Here is a 16,555-nt window from a genome sequence, read left to right on the forward strand (position 1 = left end):
ACAATCCCGCAAATGTCATGTTGCTTATGCGAGCGCATTACGGAAAGTCCGCAAAGGCGGAGATTCTCACCTACCTTCTTGCGGGACAGCCAGCAAGCTCTTACCAGATCGCGCGGATGACAGGCTACAACCAATCGACTGTCTATCGAGAGCTTGCGGCAATGTCTGCAGGCGGACTTGTTATGCGGGAAGGAAGGGGGAAGAGCACGCAATTTTGGCTTGATCGTGACAGGCTCGCATACTCTCTGTGGTCCACAGAATCGAGAAATGTTCCTGTCTTCCTCAATTGGGCAGACATTTTTCGAGCGTTCGAATACGCTATGGCGACGCTAAATGAGATTGCCACAAAAAAGTCCGGCAACGTCCTCAAGGTAGAAGCTTGTATCGACCTTTCAGAAAGGATTGTGCCCCTGATAAGAGGCGCCGGCGAGCCTCTCAAGAAAGTGGCTGCGCCTGACCCCGTGAAGTTGAAAAGACCGGGAGGGGAAGACGAGATTATCTCTTTTATCGAGAAAGCGCTGAGCGTAGCGCAAGACGCTATTCATGGAAGTTGAGAAGGGGGAAAGTGACTGACGCCCTACTCCGCGAGCCTTTTCTTGAGCTCTTCTATGCGGGCTACGGGAGTCGGATCCTGCCCTATCGCCAGCGCGAGGTACACGCTCACGTAGTCGCCGAAACTGATGAGGTCGAGCAACTTCTCCGTGGTGTTCGCGCCACGGGCGCAGACCCGGGTTATAAGGCCCACCGATCCCTCGAGCAGATCGAGCGTGATCTTCACACGCTTCTCGATGCGGTCGTATAGCGCCGGCTCGCCCAGCACTACCAGATGGCACTTTGCGCAAACGTCCTGGAAGTTCTGCCAGCCTACGGTTTCGTTATGGTTGAGCTCCGGGAAGCAGTTGTAAAAGGAGGGGATCTTCGCCATCTCGTTGAACTGCGCCTTCCACCGTTGCGCGGCGACCGACAGGTAACCCTCGGCGCCGTACACCACCGGCAGGTAACCCGGCATCTCCTTCGCAAGGCGCTTCGCCGGGTTGTCGGCTGTGCTCGAGGTGGGACCGTACTCCAGGCCCCTTTTCTCCAGCATCGGCACGGCGCGTGTGAGTTCATCCACGACGCCTTTGACCATGCCCATCCGCTCGAGAGCGCACATGATAGGCACAAAAAGGTAGCCGAGCGAGGCGCGCGGCTGCATCCCTGCCGGGATGCGGAATAACGGGATGCCATGCTTCTCGGCGATTTCGGCCAGCTTTCCCCCGCTGGATACCGCGATGACCGTCGCGCGACGCTCGAGCGCCTGGCGAAGCACTTCCAGGGTCTCCTCCGTGTTGCCGGAGTATGAGACGGCAAACACCAGGCTGTCGGAATCAATGAACGACGGCAGCCGGTATCCCTTTACCGTGACCACCGGCAGCCGCAGACCACCCTCCTCCGCGAGGGTCGCTGCCACGTCGCCCGAGATGCCTGATCCGCCCATTCCAAGCACAGCCACCGTTCTCGGGTTCTGAACCTGTGGAAGCGCGATGTCGGAGTGTCCGATCTCCAGAGCCTCAGAGACCTGCTCGCTGAAACCATCCAGCACTCCAAGTATCCCGGAGGCATCCACTGTGGCAAGTTCCCCAATATTATCGATATCTACCTTTGACTCCACGTTCAACTCCTTTGTCAGGGGTCAGGCACCGTCTACCGCTTTAGCGGTAGACGGCGCCTGACCCCTACTGCGGCGCAACCGTGTTGATTAACTCGATGCCATCGTCCACGAGTCCGGCGACCTCCTGTTGCGAACCCGCCTCCGCGTACACCCGCACGACGGGCTCGGTGCCAGACACGCGAAGCATGAGCCATGAGGAGTCTTCCCTGTGGAACTTCAAGCCATCGAGCTTCTCGACGTTTGTGACCTTCAAACCGCCTATTGATACTGGCTCAAGGTCGGAGAGGCTCACGAGCAACGCTTCCTTGTGCGCGCGTGTCAGCTCGATGTCGCGACGCAGGAACACGAAGCTCCGTCCAAGTTCGTCCATCAGCTCGTCGACGAGCTGTCCCAGCGTCTTGCCGTTTGTGGCCATGATCTCGATGAGCATCAGGCCTATCAGGATACCGTCACGCTCCGGGATGTAGTTCTTCATCCCGGTGCCGCCGCTCTCCTCGCCGCCAACGAGGACATCCTTCTCCAGCATCAGGTCCGCGATATGCTTGAAGCCGACCGGCGTCACGTGAAGCTTGCGTCCGTACCTGTCACAAAGCATGTCGATCATGGTCGTCGTCGAGACGGTCTTTACCACGTCGCCCGACCATTTCCGGATCTCCACCAGATGCTTGAGCAAGAGCGCCAGCACCATGTGGCTGCTGATGAACCTCCCGGTGGCGTCGATGGCGGTAACCCTGTCGGCGTCTCCGTCCACGGCGATGCCAACGTGATACCCTCCGCCCGTGACGGCGTCGCGCAGGTCATTGAGGTTATCGCCGATAGGCTCCGGCATCAAGCCGGGGAACAACGGGTTGTGCATCCCATGTATCTGGGCGCACTCCATGCCGAGCCGCTCGAGGGCTTTCGGCAAGAGGCCCTGTCCCGCGCCCCACATCGGGTCGAACATCACCTTGAACTGCCGGGCGGGAAACACGTCCTTGTTCACAAGAGAAACGACTGTATCCAGGTAATTCTGGATGGGGTCGAAAAAGTCGACTTTTCCGGGATCGATGATGTCGACGGAAAGCGCGTCCGGCCTCGGTGGAGGATCCTTTTCCACTTCGCGAAGCCGCGCTTCTATCTCCGCCATGATATCCATCGTAGCCGAGCCGCCATAAGGCCCCTTGAACTTGACGCCGTTGAAGCGCGCCGGGTTGTGGCTGGCCGTGATCATTATGGCGCCGCGGGCGGACAACTGTTTTGTCGCAAGGGACATAGAGGGGGTCGAGGTGAAACGCTCCGATATGAGAACCCTAACGCCGTGCTCTTTCGCCGCCGCCGCGCAGAGCCGGGCGAACATGTCCGAACCAAAGCGCGTGTCGTAGCCGATGAGCAACAACGGGTCGTCGCCACCTGCGCTGTCGCGCGTGTATCGCGCAATGGCGCACGCTACCTTCCATACGTTGTCGCAGTTGAAATCGTCGGCGATGACACCGCGCCAGCCATCTGTGCCGAACTTGATCATAACGCCATCCTCTGCCATCATACCCGCTCGCGCCAGTAGTTGAGCAGATCCTCGAGTGTCTTCTCGAGCGGTATCTCAGGTTTCCAACCGGTAAGATCAAAGAACTTCGTTGTGTCGGCGAGCAGTATCTGAACGTCCGAGGGCCGCATCCTCTCGGGGTCCTTTAACGTCTCAATCTTTATGTCGCTGAAGGACAGCAGGATGTCGAGCATCTTTTTAATTGTCACGTCCGTTCCGGAACCAAGGTTGTACACTTCACCGACTTCGCCACGCTCGAGCGCGAGCCAGTACGCCTTGACCATGTCGCGGACGTCCGTGAAGTCGCGCCTCGCGTCGAGGTTCCCCACCTTGATGACCGGCTCGACCTTTCCCTTCTCAATAGTCGCGATCTGACGCGAGAAGTTGCTGGACACAAAGACGTCACCGCGCCTGGGGCCCGTGTGGTTGAAAGCGCGCGTCCTTACAACGTAAAGCCCGTAGCTCATGTGATACTGGTACCCAAGGAGATCCTGTCCGACCTTGCTGACCCCGTACGGGCTGAGCGGCCGCAACGGGTTCGTCTCCTTGATCGGGATCTCATCGGCAAATACCATGCCGTACTCCTCACTGGAGCCGGCCAGTTGGATGCGGGTGCTGTCAACAAGGTGGAGTTCGCGCATGGCCTCAAAGAGGTTGATCTCACTGACCATGTTTGTGCAGATGGTCTCCACGGGCGCCTTCCACGATGTCGGAACATAACTCTGCGCGGCGAGATGAAAGATATAGTCAGGCTTTACCTGCGCCAGGCAGTGCCGAACCGCAACTGAATCCTTGAGGTCGCAATCCATCAGAGTTATGTCGTCAGTGATGCCTTCCACGTTGTCCATGCGGCTGCGCCAGCGCACCGTACCGAACACCTCGACATCTCCTCTCGCAAGGCAATACTCCGCGAGATGGCTGCCCACAAACCCGGTTATTCCAGTTATCAAGACTTTCAACTAGCACCTCCATGTAAAACGCAACACTTGGGGTCAGGCCTCAACGCAACACCTGCATCTCAAAACGCAACACTTGGGGTCAGGCCCCAACGCAACACCAACGCAACACCTGCATCTCAAAACTTGATCTTTCCGGCCTCGATCACCACACTGGGCCAGACTCTAATGCCTCTGCGGAACTCATTTTCGCCACCGGAGACGATATTATCGCCCAGAACCGAGCAGTCCGCAACATGGCAGTCAGGGCCCAGGACGGCGCCACGGCCCACTATGCTCTGCTCCACCACAGTCCCTTTGCCGATGGTAGCGCCATCCATCACTATCGACCGTTCAACTATCGCGCCGGGCTCTATCGTCACCCCGTTGCCGATGCACGTCTCGCCCAGCACTTTCGCCTTCGAACCGATGTTCACGGCGTCGCCGATGAGGACAGGGCCGTGCACTCGCGCGCCGGAGTCGATCCGCGCGCCTTCGCCGACGCGGATGTTTTCGCCACGCGCCACACCCTTCATCTCGACGTCGATTTCGCCGTTCAGGATATCGTGGTGCGCCGCCAGGTACTTCTCCGGCGTCCCGAGGTCGAGCCAGTAGCAGTCGGACGGAAATCCGAACAACGCCTCTCCTTGCTCGAGCAGGTCGGGAAACAACTGCCGCTCGAAGGAGTAGTTCACTCCATGCGGGACCTGGTCGAGCACCGCCGGGTCAATCACATACGTTCCCGCGTTGATCATGTTCGTGACAACCTGGTCCCAGGATGGCTTCTCGAGAAACTCTGAGACGCGGCCGTTCTCGTCCAGCGGGACAAGCCCGTAGGCGGTCGGATCCTCAACAGGAGTCAAGGTTATCGTCACGCAAGCCCTTTTGCGGTTGTGATAATCGAGTAGCGCCTGGATATCGAGATCGGTCAAAATGTCGCCGTTGCAGACGATGACCGGCTCTCCTCCCAGATGCTCTCGCACATTCCTGATCGCGCCGCACGTTCCAAGAGGCTCCTCCTCCATCACGTGGACAAGCTTCATGCCCAGCCTCGATCCGTCCCCAAAATACTCGTCAAACGCCGATGGCATGTAGCCCGTCGAGAGCACAACCTCTTCTACCCCGTACTTCTTGAGGTGCAAAAGTTCGATTTCCAGAAACGGCACGTTGACCAGTGGAAGCATTGGCTTCGGCGTGGTTATAGTGAGCGGCCTCAATCGCGTGCCAAACCCGCCCACGAGCATCGCTGCCTTCAAGTTATTCACACCCTCCCTTTAATGCAAAAAGGTGTCAGACCCCTTTTTGCACGCGATTCCGCCAGTAATCGAGCGTATCCTCGAGCGTCGTTTCGAACTCTATAGCGGGTTCCCAGCCGGTTTCCTTGCGCAATCTGGTGTTGTCTCCCAGCAACACCGGTATATCGCTGGGCCTCCGTCGGCTTGGATCCCGCCGTACTTCTATCTCAGCGCCCGAAATATCAAGCAGCATCTCCAGCACTTGAGAAGCGGGACGCGCTCTCCCACTGCAGACGTTGTAAGCGGCGCCCGCGTTTCCCTTTTCCATGATGGCGCGGTACGCCCGCACTGTGTCACGCACGTCCATGAAATCCCGCTTCGCCTCGAGGTTGCCGGCCATGAGCACCGGCTCGCGCGCTCCCACCTCGATCTCGGCGATCTGGCGCGCGAACGAGGACACCACGAAGTTGGAAGACTGCCTGGGCCCACACTGGTTGAAGCCTCTTGTGACGAGCACGCGCCAGGTAAACGCTTCGTGGTACATGAACCCGAGCGCCTCCTGTGCCACCTTGCTGACGGCGTAATGACTGCACGGGTTAAGTGGAGCGCTCTCAACTATCGGCATTTCTTCTGGAGACACCTTGCCGTACTCCTCGCTCGAGCACGTTATGAGCACCGAAGGCTCGAGCCCGAGCTTGCGCGCCGCTTCCATGAGGTTGACCTGTCCCAGGACGTTAACCTTGTATGTGGCCCACGGATCCTCCCAGGAAAGCGCCACGGATGGCACCGCCGCAAGGTGAAAGATAGAGTCGGGGCGCTTCTCGTCGAGAAGATGCAGCACCTGCTCGCACTCCGTGATGTCCATAACCATGTAATCGAGCAGGTTCGCGTTCACGGAGGGCGCTTCCTTCAGTCCAATCCCGATTATTTCACAACCGCGCTCCCGCGCGAGCTCTTCAATCAAATGCGAGGCGACAAATCCGTCCGCCCCCGTGATCAGCACTCGTTCCATCACTGCCTCCCGGGCATTATCACCTTTGCGACGCCTCGTATGCGGTAGCAGGCGTTGAGCGCCATTATCAGCGTGAGCCGAACCGCTATCCCGCACCCTACCGCCACATTGACTGTCCGCCGCATCGGACCGTCGTAACTCTTGCGGTGAAAGCGTAGCATACCGCGATGATGGTGAAACACCATCCGAGCCGGCGTCGCGCCGCTGCTCATCCCGATGTGATGAAAGACCTCCGCGCTCGGAACGTAGCCGACGCTCCACCCCGCCCTCCACATTCGCCAGCACAGATCCACGTCCTCCACATACATAAAGTATTTTTCATCGAAGCCCCCGATTTCTTCCAGGGCCTCACGCCTTATCGCCATGAAAGCGCCGGAGACCCAATCCACGTTAGACTCGCGCTCGTGATCCCAGTTGATCTTCTTGTACCGCGCCGAGCACGTGTTTTCATCGCGGATGAGGCCCAGAAAACCGTGGACAAACGCGGTCTTGATCGACGGGAACTCGCGGCACGAGTACTGCAGGCTTCCATCGCTGTTGCGCAACATCGGCGCGGCAATGGCGGCCTTCGGGTTGCGCTCCAGATAGCCGATTACTTCAGTCACGGCGTTGGCCGAAAGCGCGGTGTCGCTGTTCAGTATGAGCACGTACGGCTCACGGGTAGCGTTGATGCCCTGGTTGCACGCGCGGGCGTAACCCGCGTTCGAGCTGTTCCAGATCAGATCGACGCCGGGAAACTCGCGGAGAACCATCTGTGGGGCGCCGTCATCCGAACCGTTGTCAACCACCCACACAGAAATGCCACCCGCGAACTCAGACGCGAATATCGTCTCGATGCACTCCCGCAAGAGTTCTGACGTGTTCCTGTTTATGACTACGGCGGCGACAGCGTTCAAGTTTTCTCATCCCTCATCGGAGATCATCTCGCCGCGATTCAGCAGGTGCCTCTTCAGCCATGCTTTGTAATCAAACGGCTCGAACATGCGCTCGATATCTCGCGCCGACACCAGCCTGCGGGATTGTATCACGCGCCGTTTGCGAATCATGGATGGAATAAGTCTGACCACATCGACAAGACCCAGAAGCGCGCGAGGGCACCGTACAAGCAGCGCGCCTCCTTTGAGTATCTCAGTCACGACGATGCCGGGGAGGTTCCGCAACACGTAACGCGCCGAGTCGTTCTTCATCATCATGAGATATCGATTCTTGTAGTTGTGCGTTTCTACAAGCACTGATTTCCTGTAGCCGGTCCCGCCGCGTCGGTGATAACCTATGGCGCGCGGCTCGAACACGCACTTCCAGCCACGCATCTGAGCGCGCCAGTCGATATCCATGTCTTCCCAGAACGCGAAGAAATCCTCGTCGAAGTACTCGCCGTCCACCGCCACATCATCGAGCATCTCCCGCGAGTACAACGCCGCCGCCCCGCAAACGCCCCATATCTCAGCCGGTTCCAAGAACGCGCTCTCCACGCGCTTTCCCTCCCCGAGATTCTCCGCGAGGCGGTTGCGAAACATGACATGCCCGACCGTGTCTACTATGCCGTCCCGAGCGAACGGCGGGAAGCGCAGCAGCTTGCCGCTCACGCTCCCAACGCCGGGTTTTTCGAGGGCCTCCGCCAGAGCGCTGATAAACGATGGCTCGAGCGCGACATCGGGATTGAGTGACATGACATGCTCACCGCCCGTGGCGCGGATTCCCTGGTTGAGCGCGGGGCTGAAGCCGATATTGGAATCATTCTCTAACAAACGTGGCGAAGCGGGCGAGACCCGCGCCATGCCTGATTGCTTCTTTACCCAGGCGCGCAACCACTCGCGCGAGCCGTCCGATGAAGCGTTGTCCACTATCACAAGCTCGATGTCCGGGTACTCCTGGGCGACGACCGATTCGAGGCACACGGGCAGATCCTCGAGTCCATTGAAGTTGATTACAATTACCGAGACGGTCTTCATCTCGCGGCTCCCCACTTAATTTTGGGGTCAGGTCTTTTTTTTAAAGTCGATCGTCCGTCCAGAGGAGTCAGGCGCCGTCTACCTTTACTGCGTAGACGGTGCCTGACCCCAAAGTTAAGTCACTTGATGACACGCGCCGCAGGTTTCAGGCTCTTCTCCGTTTTGGCGCTGCTGGATTTCAGGCCCTGGGACGTGATGGCTACGCCAATGACGATGAACACCAGACCCACCCACGCTATCGCCTTGACGTTCTCGTTGAACACGAACTTTGAGTAGATGACAACCATCACGTAGCCGACCGCGACTATCGGATATGCGACGCTGAGCGCCACCCTGGAGAGAACCACAAGCCAGAAGAGCGCCGAAACGGCATACAAAACGATGCCCAGAATAGCCCACGGGCCTTCCTTCGCAACCCTCTTGATGAGCGTTGCCGGATGGCCGAAATCCTTGAACTCCAGCGGCGCCTTGCCGTCATGGGTAACACTGTTCATGCCAGCTTTCATCGTCAGTTGCCCGCCAACGGCGAGTCCGATGCTGATTGCAAGGAGCAACACGTTAATGACCGTCTTTGACATCGAAACTCCTTTTCTAGTTTACGAACCGATATTTGACGAGCGCCCAGAGAGCGGCTATCCCGTCGCGCCACGTGATTTTCTTGCCCTCTGAATATTCGCGCCCGGCGTAGGAAATTGGCACTTCGTATATGCGTATCTTCTTTTTCAAAATCTTGGCGGTAATCTCCGCCTCAAAGTCAAACCTGTTCGACTTGATCACAATGCCATCGAGCGCGGGGCGCCAGAACAGCTTGTAGCACGTCTCCATATCGGAGATTGTCGTGTTGTAGAGGACGTTGGTTACCAGAGAGAGAAACTTGTTGCCCAACAGGTGCCAGAAGAGCATGTCGCGGTGCTCTCCCGTGAACCGCGATCCGTAAACGACCTCGGCCTTTTTCTTGAGCGCCGGGGCCAGCAACGCGCGGTAGTCGTCAGGGTCATACTCGAGATCCGCGTCCTGGATTATCACAAAGTCGCCAGTCGCCTGTCCCAGCGCGGTTCGCACCGCCGCGCCTTTGCCCCTGTTCGTCTCGTGCCGCATAATCCTGATGGTCGAGTCCTCCTCCATCTTCAAGATGTCGCCGGTTCCGTCGGTGGATCCGTCATCGACCACGATGATCTCTTTGACTATCTCCCCGACATCGACAGCCCGCACCCTGCGCAGGATTTCCTGAATCGTGTTCCTCTCGTTATAAACCGGCACTATGATGGACAGATTCATCTACCAACTCCTTCATACGTGAAGCCAAGTTTGCGCAGGGCCACAGGATCGAGACAGTTCCTGGTGTCCATGATATACGGGCGCCGCATCAGTTTGAGCACACGACCGTAATCGAGCCACTTGAACTCGTCCCACTCGGTCAACAGAACCAGCATATCGGCGCTGTCGGCGACCTCGTACGGATCGCGCGCGAATCGCGCGTTTTCCAACTCTTTCCTCGCGTTGTCCATGGCCTCCGGATCGTATATGGTGACGCGCGCGCCTTTCTCGATAAGCATTTCCACTATGATGACCGCCGGGGATTCGCGCACATCATCGGTGTTCGCCTTGAACGCCAGGCCGAGCGCGCCCACGTTTTTTCCCTTCAATCCACCAGCGCTCCTCTCGATCCTGGCGGCAATTCGCTCCTGTTGCTCCCTGTTGACGTCCAGAACGCCTTCGAGCAAATTGAAGTTGTAGCCACTCTCGCGCGAAATCTGGAGAAGCGCGCGGCAATCCTTTGGGAAACACGAGCCCCCGAACCCGGGGCCCGCCTTGAGAAACTCAAACCCGATGCGCCCGTCGTAGCCCATGCCGAGCGAGACCTCCCTGACGTCGGCGCCGACAGCCTCGCAAAGGCTGGCTATAGCGTTGATATAGGAGACCTTGGTCGCCAGGAACGCGTTGGACGCGTACTTGATCATCTCGGCGCTGGCCGGATCCGTGACCAGAAGCGGGGCGTCGATGCCCCTGTACAGCGCGGTCATTCGCATTGCCGCTTTCTGCGAGTCACTGCCGATGATTATGCGGGCCGGCGTCAGAAAATCCGAAACGGCGGATCCCTCGCGCAGAAACTCCGGGTTTGACACCACGTCGAACTCGTGGCGCTCGGGCATGGATTCCTCGATTATCCTTTGCACTCGCTTCGTGCTGCCGACCGGGACGGTGCTCTTGTTTATCACTACCTTGTAACTATCGATTGCCCGCGCGATCTCGCGCGCGACCTCGTCGACATACGCGAGGTCAGCGCTGCCGTCAGCGTCCGACGGGGTGCCAACCGTTATGAAAATAAACTCACTTGACGCGACGGCGTCGTGAACGCGCGTTGTGAACTTCAGGTTGCCCGACTCGAGATTCCCGCGAACAATGGCCTCGAGTCCGGTTTCATAAATAGGCACATTCCCGCCCGACAGGGCCTCGATCTTTGTCTCATCGTTGTCGGCGCATATTACCGAGTGACCCATGTCGGCCAGACACGACCCTGTGACGAGCCCTACGTAACCTGTTCCTATGATGCAACAATCCATGCAATATCTCACTTGACTTTCATGTCATTAACACAAATTCGTCAGAAGAGCGAACCGTCTTCATCCGTCAACAAAGGCGCCTTGAGGCCGAGCAAGCCGTCGTTGACGGCACTGTTGGCAAGGGCGTCACACTCGGTATTATTCTCTCTGGGAATATATTGTACCTCTACGTCCTGGTACTCATCGAGAAGCGTCCTGACGCGAGCGACAAGAGGCTTGAGCCACTCTTTCTTCACGCGGTAACCGCCGGTAATCTGGTTCGCGACGAGCTGGCTGTCCATGTGCGCCTTTATGCGCCGGTAGCCCAGGGAACGGCTGGCTTCCAGGATCAGGATGAGGGCCCAATACTCCGCCACGTTGTTTGTCACCGTGCCGAGAAAATCACTGATCTCCAAGAGAACCTCGCCGCGAGCGTTCCGCGCCTGAGCGCCCGCGCCCGCCGGGCCGGGATTGCCACGCGAAGCGCCGTCACTGTAGACGTGAAGCCACTCACTCGTCCGTTGCGGCGCCGCGGCTTTCATCCCTGAATCTCGATCAGCTTTCACTTGACTTTACCAGTATCCTGCGACAAAACTCACAGTAAAAAATCCCTTCATTGTGTTGAAACTGATCGATTTGCGACCTCGAGAAGTCGATGTGGCAACCGCCGCAGGTTCTGCTCTGAACAATAGGAACAACCGCCAGGCCCCCCTTATCCCTGAGAAGTTTCTCGTAGTTTTCCCTGACGCTCTCTTCCAGGTTGCGCTTGAGGCTGTCCCTGCGCATCTCGAGCGCGGCAATGTCGCCTTTCCTGTCCGAGAGCACTGAATCGCGGGAGGAGAGCGCCTTGCGCTCTTTTTCCTCGACGTCGGCTACGCGCGCTTTTGAAACGGCAACGTCTTTGCGCAGAGCTTCAATCTCCTCCATCTCCTGGAGATCCTCTGTTTCCATCTCGTCGCACTTCTTGCGCAGCGAGATTATCTCCGCCTGGATCGCGGACAGCTCCTTTGGGTTCATGATGGTGCCGCTAAAGAGCTTCTCCTCTTCCTTTTTCACCTTGGAGGAAAGAAGATCCAGCTCGCCGTCAAGCTTGTGCTGTTTGTGCGTCATCTCCTCCAACCGGGTTTCATTCGCGGAGCGCATCTCACGGGCGTCAATACGCTCCGAGGCAAGCTCGTCCAGTTGATATTTGCGTGGCAGATCCTCGATTTCGCGCTGAATACTTTTTATCTCGGTGTCCAGCCCCTGAATCTCCAGCAACGTCTTTGCCATCGCGTCCGTCCCACTGTCCAACACTATCTTTCCTCCCGATCTTCGTACGGTTCCACTTCCACTCCCCAGCCGGCATCGAGTGACGCGGCGCGCAGCACATCCGCCATCGCGGGCGCGAGCGCTCGCTCGCTCTCTATGTGACCCAGGCATATCAGCGCCATCTCCACCTCGCGGGCCCAAACCAGCGCGCGCCGGCCCGCCTCGCCCGTCATCAGGAGTTCAGCCCCATCGCGCCACGCGCGCTCCACAAGCCCGTCCGCGGAACCAGGCGCCACGGTCACGCGTTTCACTTTTCTTTGCGGGTCGCCTTCCAGAACCGCGCGCTGTGACGCGCTCCAGTCAGCCATGTCTTCTTTGATATCCGACAGCTTTCTCTCTTCTGGCAAGTTGCCTGTACGCCCGAGTCCCCATGGAACGGGCAGGCAGGTGCGATAGATGTCGTACGCCACCTCTTCGTACGGATGCCGGGCGATCATCGCCTCAACCACGCGATCCACCAGAAACGACGGACACACCGTCTCGAGCCTCATCTCTTCGACGAGGTTCAGTTTGCCGGTTTCACCTGAATACGGTTTTGTCCCCTCACCGGGAAAAAATGACCCTGTGCCGCGCGTCGAAAAACCGCAGTGTGTGTAGTTGCCGATTGCGCCCGCACCCGCTCCCGCCATAGCCTCCGACACATGCGGGGCGGCCTCGTGCGGCACAAAGACGACAACCTTCGCCATGAAGGCGTCACGCGACGGCAAGAGCGGTCGGACTCCCGAGAGTTTCAGCCGCCGCGCCATCAAACCAGCTGTGCCTGCCACGGCGGCATCCGCGTTCCTGTGGCATGTGACAATGTTGACACCGGACTTGACCGCGTTGTAGGCGATCCTGCCGGCGGGCGTGTCGGCGTCCAACACAGCGCCCTCGCGCATGAACGGTTGAGGGTGGTGAACAACGAGGAGCTCGAACCGGCCCGCGGCGGCGGCCTCGACAATCTCAGCGGACAGTTCGATCGCGCAAAGGACTCGAGAGATCGGGGCTTTTCTGGAACCAACAAAGAGGCCGCTCGCGTCCCGCTTTCCCGCGAGCTCCCATGGGTACGCCTCGCCCAGAGCATCCATTATCGCGTCAAGCAACACCATCGCATCGCCTCCAACGGATGCCCGCGCAACCGTCGAGGCTAACCTCCCACCAGTAATTTCCAAAGGAAGCTGTTCTTGCCCACAACCGCCATTATCGCTGTTACAGCAAGTCCCGCGCCGATGACCCCCAAAAATATCCAGAACAGCGCCTTTTTCTTTGGAATGCCAAAGATAAACGCCGCCACAGCCCCCGACCAGGCGCCGGTCATTGGAAAGGGAATGGCCACAAAAACTGCCAGAACCACCTCCGCGTACACCTCGTACTGTTTTTGCCTCTTTCGGCGGGTCCTGTCGAAGAGCCAGTTGAAGAAACGATCCATGATCTTTGAATGCTTCATCAGCCACTCCGACGCCGGCCCCAGCAACCACAGAACAAACGGTATGGGGATCATGTTCCCAGCGATCGCTATCAGGAAAGCCTTCCAGAGCGGGATATGAAAGTACTGACTCGCGAATGGGATCGATCCTCTGAGTTCGGCAAGAGGAATCATGGACAGCAATATTGTGGCGGCGTACCGGTTCATGTGCAGGAACCAGCCGGTCCATGTAAGCGCGAATTCAGGGTGCATCTTGTTACTCCAGAAATAAGCCTGGTATCGATGTTTTTTTAGATAATAGTCGAGATGTCCGTCACTTTCCACTTTCGCAACCAATCAGGGGTCAGGCACCGTCTACCCCTGATCTAGTGACTGGTGGGCGTTACTGGGCTTGAACCAGTGACCTCCGCCTTGTAAGGGCGGCGCTCTCCCAACTGAGCTAAACGCCCGTTGTTGCCGTGATCGCATATATTATCGCACTACTTGCCATCGGGCCCAACCGGTGCGCAATTGTGATACGATATTGGTGTTTGCGGCACAAAGGAGAATCAAGGTTTTGCGGCAAGCTAAACGTGTCTTGAAGCGCATATTTGAAGCTTCGCCCCTCGGCATCGCTATAACAGTCGATGGAAAATTCGTTTACTGCAATCACAAGCAGAGCGATCTTTTCGGGCTTGAATCCCCGATGGAGCTTTGCGGCCGTCGCATCGAAGAGTTCCTGGACGGAGAAGAATTTTCCGCCGTGAGCGAGCTGGAAAATTTCATCAAAATAATCCGCGCCGACGGAAAGCCTGTCACGCTCGAGATTTACGCCACCGAGTTTCCGTTTGAGAGGGAAGCAGGCATCCTGTCATTCTGCGCCAACGTGTCCGAGCGGGTCGCGGCACAGCAGGCGCTGGCCGAATCGGAGGCGTGGCACAGAGATCTCGCGGAGAACGCCAGCGACATCATTCAGAGCGTAAGGCCGGACGGTAGTTTCATGTATGTCAACCGTCCATGGCGCGAGACGCTCGGCTATTCAAAGCGAGAGGTCAAGAACGTCACTTTGTGGGACGTGATTCACTCAGACAGCCAGGCGCACTGTATGGAAGTATTTAAGAAAGCGATATCGGGTGAAGAAGTCAAAAGCGCGGAGGCGGTTTTAGTAACCAAACAAGGAAAGAAAATCCTGGTAGAGGGCAACGTTACGTGCAACATCAAAGATGGCATACCGATTTCGACCAGGGGCGTGTTCAGGGACATCACCGACCGCAGGGCGGCCGAGGAGGAACAAAGAAAAAAGAATGTCGAGCTGGAGTATTTCGCGAATGCGGTCTCTCACGACTTGAAGAGCTCGATCGCGGCAATCCTCCTCGCGAACGAGACGGTAAGGACGCTGTTCTCGGGTGAAATTCCGGAGGGCAAAAGGGCGCTGTTTGACGAGATACTAGAAATGATCGACCAGAGCGCCGGGAGGTGCGGGCGCTTGATAGACGATGTTTATGCCATCTCCGAACTCGGGCGGACGCCCGTCGCCGTTGAAGAAGTCGATGTCGGCGAGATCGTAAGCGATATCCTTTCTGAGAATAAGTCCGAGATCAACGCGAGGGGGATTTCGGTAGAGGTCTCCCCCGTGTTGGGCGCTGTGGAGGCGAATCGTACTTACATCTATCAGATATTCGGCAATCTCATTGGCAACGCGATAAAGCACAACGAAAGCGCGGCGCCGCATGTAGAAATCTCGCGGCTGCCGGATCAACCTGACGGCCGTGTCTGGTTTCTGGTGCGTGACAACGGAGCGGGAATTTCTCAAGGAGAGATCGACAACATCTTCGTCCCGTTTTACAAGGGGGAAGACGCCGGGAAAACCGGGATAGGCCTTGCGATAGTCGAGAAAATCGTACGGTTGTACAACGGCGAGATTCGCGCCTACAACAACGGAGGCGCCTGCTTTGAATTCACGTTGAGTTCAGACAGCGTCTGACGCCTATTTTATGGGAGTCCCGGTCTTGTTCAACTCCCGCAGTGAAATCTGAAGCTTCGCTCCAACTGATGGGATCAAATCCAGGTTCTGTTGAAGCGATTGGTCACTCAAAGCGTTGCCGACCGCTTTCTTGAGATCCTCATGCGAAGACTCGACGCCGGCGAGTTCAACGCTCTTCACCTTCCTGGCGACGTTCATCGTTTGTTTGTACTGGAGTTCGAAGGTGTCCCAAAATATTTCGAGCATTGGATAGGAACTGCAGGTGATGGAATCCAACAGGCAATCAAGCGCCGCCTCGAGTTGTTGGAGTTCGTTCGACAGATTCCGCTTGACCTCCTCCTCGGAGTAGCCGCACCCTGCAAGCGCTACCGCAAGCGATAGTATGACCGGCAAGACCAGCGCGAGAGCGATCGCTTTCTTCATCAGCAAAGAACCTACTCCACCGTCACCTTGAAAACGCGTTCCTCGGCGGGCTTGACGCCCTTTTCATTGGAGCGCGCATACTTCATCATGATATCCGCACTGCCTTTGCTCACTGCCCTGAACGTCCATATCTCGACGCCGCCCGCGCCTACCTTGTCGGGGCCGCCCGACTCGTCGGGTTTGTACACGGAATTGACCTTCTGAATTATTTTCTTGTTGAGCGGCGCGGCAAGCCGCCACTGGAAACCGGTAGTGTGGTTGGATTGGAGGCTGATGGTGAAATCCTGGCCTGCATTGACCTTCATCTCGCTCACGGTTCCATGTGTCTTGCCATTGCCACTGTTGCCACCGTTTCCGCAACCACAGCCGGCCAGAGCCACCAGAACCAGCAGGACAATGGCGCATATTCCCACCACTCGCACAAACACTCTGCTTCGGTTGGAACCTCTCATCAATACCACTCCTTTTTTAAACGCCGCACTCATATTTTGTAGGATCGTGCGCTACGGGTCAAAGCCGGTGGTCGAGTGTCCGCCCATCATCTCGTACGGCTGGATGTCCGCGCGGATCCTCTTGTCCCAGTACATGGCGCGATCAACCACCAAC

Annotated in this window: 18 protein-coding genes and 1 tRNA gene; 2 read left to right on the forward strand and 17 right to left on the reverse strand. The window is 57.6% G+C overall.

Annotation, left to right across the window (positions count from 1 at the left end; genetic code table 11):
- Positions 1-554 (forward strand): hypothetical protein (locus CVT63_04650; protein PKQ28056.1); only part of this gene is annotated, 554 nt, incomplete at its 5' end.
- 23 nt (positions 555-577) lie between these two features.
- Here the strand turns inward: CVT63_04650 and CVT63_04655 are convergent.
- The 15 genes from CVT63_04655 to CVT63_04725 form a co-directional block, all read right to left on the reverse strand.
- A complete protein-coding gene (locus tag CVT63_04655) occupies positions 578-1,669 on the reverse strand; it encodes a bifunctional phosphoglucose/phosphomannose isomerase (protein PKQ28057.1) in 1,092 nt (363 codons plus the stop codon).
- 46 nt (positions 1,670-1,715) lie between these two features.
- Positions 1,716-3,173, reverse strand: a complete 1,458-nt coding sequence (locus CVT63_04660) for a hypothetical protein (protein PKQ28058.1) — start codon at positions 3,171-3,173, stop codon at positions 1,716-1,718.
- The gene (locus tag CVT63_04665; protein ID PKQ28059.1) at positions 3,170-4,129 is read right to left on the reverse strand and encodes a GDP-mannose 4,6-dehydratase; all 960 of its coding nucleotides are present in this window, start codon (positions 4,127-4,129) and stop codon (positions 3,170-3,172) included. The genes CVT63_04660 and CVT63_04665 overlap by 4 nt, the downstream gene beginning before the upstream one ends.
- A gap of 116 nt (positions 4,130-4,245) precedes the next feature.
- Entirely contained in the window at positions 4,246-5,361 is a 1,116-nt protein-coding gene (locus tag CVT63_04670) for a nucleotidyl transferase (protein PKQ28060.1), read from the reverse strand.
- Positions 5,362-5,395: 34 nt separating this feature from the next.
- Positions 5,396-6,352 carry a GDP-mannose 4,6-dehydratase gene (locus CVT63_04675; GenBank protein PKQ28061.1) on the reverse strand — a complete coding sequence of 319 codons (957 nt, stop codon included), beginning with the start codon at positions 6,350-6,352 and terminating at the stop codon, positions 5,396-5,398.
- On the reverse strand, positions 6,352-7,248 hold the full coding sequence (locus CVT63_04680; GenBank protein ID PKQ28062.1) for a hypothetical protein: 897 nt from the start codon (positions 7,246-7,248) through the stop codon (positions 6,352-6,354). The genes CVT63_04675 and CVT63_04680 overlap by 1 nt, the downstream gene beginning before the upstream one ends.
- A gap of 6 nt (positions 7,249-7,254) precedes the next feature.
- Positions 7,255-8,304 carry a hypothetical protein gene (locus CVT63_04685; GenBank protein ID PKQ28063.1) on the reverse strand — a complete coding sequence of 350 codons (1,050 nt, stop codon included), beginning with the start codon at positions 8,302-8,304 and terminating at the stop codon, positions 7,255-7,257.
- A gap of 119 nt (positions 8,305-8,423) precedes the next feature.
- Entirely contained in the window at positions 8,424-8,882 is a 459-nt protein-coding gene (locus CVT63_04690; GenBank protein PKQ28064.1) for a hypothetical protein, read from the reverse strand.
- Between the two features lie 13 nt (positions 8,883-8,895).
- Positions 8,896-9,582: a glycosyl transferase gene (locus tag CVT63_04695; GenBank protein PKQ28065.1), complete on the reverse strand. Its 687-nt coding sequence runs from the start codon at positions 9,580-9,582 to the stop codon at positions 8,896-8,898.
- On the reverse strand, positions 9,579-10,868 hold the full coding sequence (locus CVT63_04700) for a UDP-glucose 6-dehydrogenase (GenBank protein PKQ28066.1): 1,290 nt from the start codon (positions 10,866-10,868) through the stop codon (positions 9,579-9,581). The genes CVT63_04695 and CVT63_04700 overlap by 4 nt, the downstream gene beginning before the upstream one ends.
- Positions 10,869-10,909: 41 nt before the next feature.
- Entirely contained in the window at positions 10,910-11,413 is a 504-nt protein-coding gene (locus CVT63_04705; protein ID PKQ28067.1) for a hypothetical protein, read from the reverse strand.
- Positions 11,403-12,140 (reverse strand): hypothetical protein, encoded by a 738-nt coding sequence (locus CVT63_04710; protein ID PKQ28068.1) that lies wholly within the window; start codon positions 12,138-12,140, stop codon positions 11,403-11,405. The genes CVT63_04705 and CVT63_04710 overlap by 11 nt, the downstream gene beginning before the upstream one ends.
- 2 nt (positions 12,141-12,142) lie before the next feature.
- Positions 12,143-13,246 (reverse strand): hypothetical protein, encoded by a 1,104-nt coding sequence (locus tag CVT63_04715; protein ID PKQ28069.1) that lies wholly within the window; start codon positions 13,244-13,246, stop codon positions 12,143-12,145.
- A gap of 38 nt (positions 13,247-13,284) precedes the next feature.
- Entirely contained in the window at positions 13,285-13,815 is a 531-nt protein-coding gene (locus CVT63_04720) for a ligand-binding protein SH3 (protein PKQ28070.1), read from the reverse strand.
- 121 nt (positions 13,816-13,936) lie between these two features.
- Positions 13,937-14,012: transfer RNA gene (locus CVT63_04725), tRNA-Val, on the reverse strand.
- A 53-nt stretch (positions 14,013-14,065) separates the two neighbouring features.
- Here CVT63_04725 and CVT63_04730 point away from each other — a divergent pair.
- Complete coding sequence (locus CVT63_04730) at positions 14,066-15,526, forward strand: hypothetical protein (GenBank protein ID PKQ28071.1); 1,461 nt, start codon at positions 14,066-14,068, stop codon at positions 15,524-15,526.
- Between the two features lie 3 nt (positions 15,527-15,529).
- Here CVT63_04730 and CVT63_04735 read toward each other — a convergent pair whose 3' ends face one another.
- Positions 15,530-15,955, reverse strand: coding sequence for a hypothetical protein (locus tag CVT63_04735; GenBank protein PKQ28072.1), 426 nt, complete (start codon positions 15,953-15,955; stop codon positions 15,530-15,532).
- 5 nt (positions 15,956-15,960) lie between these two features.
- Positions 15,961-16,434, reverse strand: a complete 474-nt coding sequence (locus tag CVT63_04740; GenBank protein PKQ28073.1) for a hypothetical protein — start codon at positions 16,432-16,434, stop codon at positions 15,961-15,963.
- Positions 16,435-16,555 lie beyond the last annotated feature (121 nt).

This window comes from Candidatus Anoxymicrobium japonicum (assembly GCA_002843005.1).
In the GTDB taxonomy this organism is placed as follows: Bacteria; Actinomycetota; Geothermincolia; order Fen-727; family Anoxymicrobiaceae; genus Anoxymicrobium; species Anoxymicrobium japonicum.